Genomic DNA, 1368 nt, shown 5'->3' with positions numbered 1-1368 from the left:
ATATAAATGCAAAACGCATCGACAAACTGATCTTCGCTCTCTCAATTCAGTTTTACTCTTAAACCTGCTCCTATGCCCCAATGATTACCAGAACCCGTCGCAGATATGTTAGAACGAATTCTGCCATTCTCAGACATATAACCTGCTCCAACAGCAAAGGCCGATTGATTGCGCCATCGCCCCGTTCCTATCGATAAACTTAAAGAACCTGGCATATCTTCGTAACTCAAATTCGATACCGCTAAACCTATTGCCGTTGCTCGTCTGGATTCTTTGCGAACTTCCTTAAGTTCATACCTTAATGCTTCAAACTTCATATCTGTGTAAGATGTTGTCTTATAAATAACATTATTGACCGTATGATTTACAACATCGTTAAAGCGTTTATCCGTATATTCATTCGCATCATCAAGCACTATCTTCATCTGCCGATCCACATAATCATGAAATTGACCGCCTGTAAAATAGCAACTAATAATACATGGCCCCTATAGTCTAACCATTAGCAAAAATGATAAAAATAACATATTCCGTATTTTTATCAGCAAAAGTTATATCCTTATGATTCAGGGCGCTATTTCATTCATGTCTTTGTTATAAAAAAACATTATCTTCAAATTCCCAACGAATACTTTTTTACAAAACAGTAAAAATCAGAAAAATACAGCTTACTCAAATCATTCCCTTTTAATTTGATAAGTGATTCTTTCATAACACACTTACCAGCAAAAAATAAAATCAGCAATTCGTTGATAATGCTCCTTTATTCTCTATCAATATTCATAAGTGATTTGAGTGATTAAAAATATTTCCCTTCATCTTAGTTTTAAGAGAAGGGAAATTTATATTTTTTACTGTTAGTTCAATGTAACCCTAAATCCTGCACCTATGCCCCAATGACCTCCAGCACTCGTTGCCGACACGTTAGAACGAACCTTCCCATTTTCAGACATATAACCAGCACCGATAGCAAAGGCAGATTGGCTGCGCCATACACCACTACCAAATGAAAAGCTTAATTTTCCTGGTGTATCGTCATAACTTAAATTAGATACCGCCAAGCCAATAGCCGCTGCTTGTCTTGCTTCCTTACGGACATCCTCAATGGCATAATTTAATGTCTCAAACTTTATATCCGTATAAGATTTTGCCTCATTAACACCATTATTGACAAGACTACTTACTTGATCATCCGTATACTTCTTCGCATCATCAAGCACTAGCTTCATCTGCTGATCCGTATAATCATGCAATTGACCACCCGTTACCGCTTCTTTCGAACCACTTTCTATACGACCTTCCGCTAAATTATCTATCAATACTGGATCACTTTCATTACCTCCAACTAACGTAATCTTATTCGTTTTC

General features: G+C 36.7%; 2 protein-coding genes. Both read right to left on the bottom strand.

The annotated features are described in order from the left end of the window. Positions 1 to 41 precede the first annotated feature (41 nt). Positions 42 to 425: a YadA-like family protein gene (locus tag CER18_RS09660; protein ID WP_100129742.1), complete on the bottom strand. Its 384-nt coding sequence runs from the start codon at positions 423 to 425 to the stop codon at positions 42 to 44. 432 nt (positions 426 to 857) lie between these two features. Then, positions 858 to 1368 (bottom strand): YadA-like family protein (locus CER18_RS09655; protein WP_180299428.1); only part of this gene is annotated, 511 nt, incomplete at its 5' end.

This window comes from Bartonella tribocorum, from assembly GCF_002777915.1.
GTDB lineage: Bacteria > Pseudomonadota > Alphaproteobacteria > Rhizobiales > Rhizobiaceae > Bartonella > Bartonella tribocorum_A.
The sequence above is the reverse complement of the archived record's forward strand: the minus strand, read 5'-3'. Positions and strand labels throughout refer to the sequence as shown.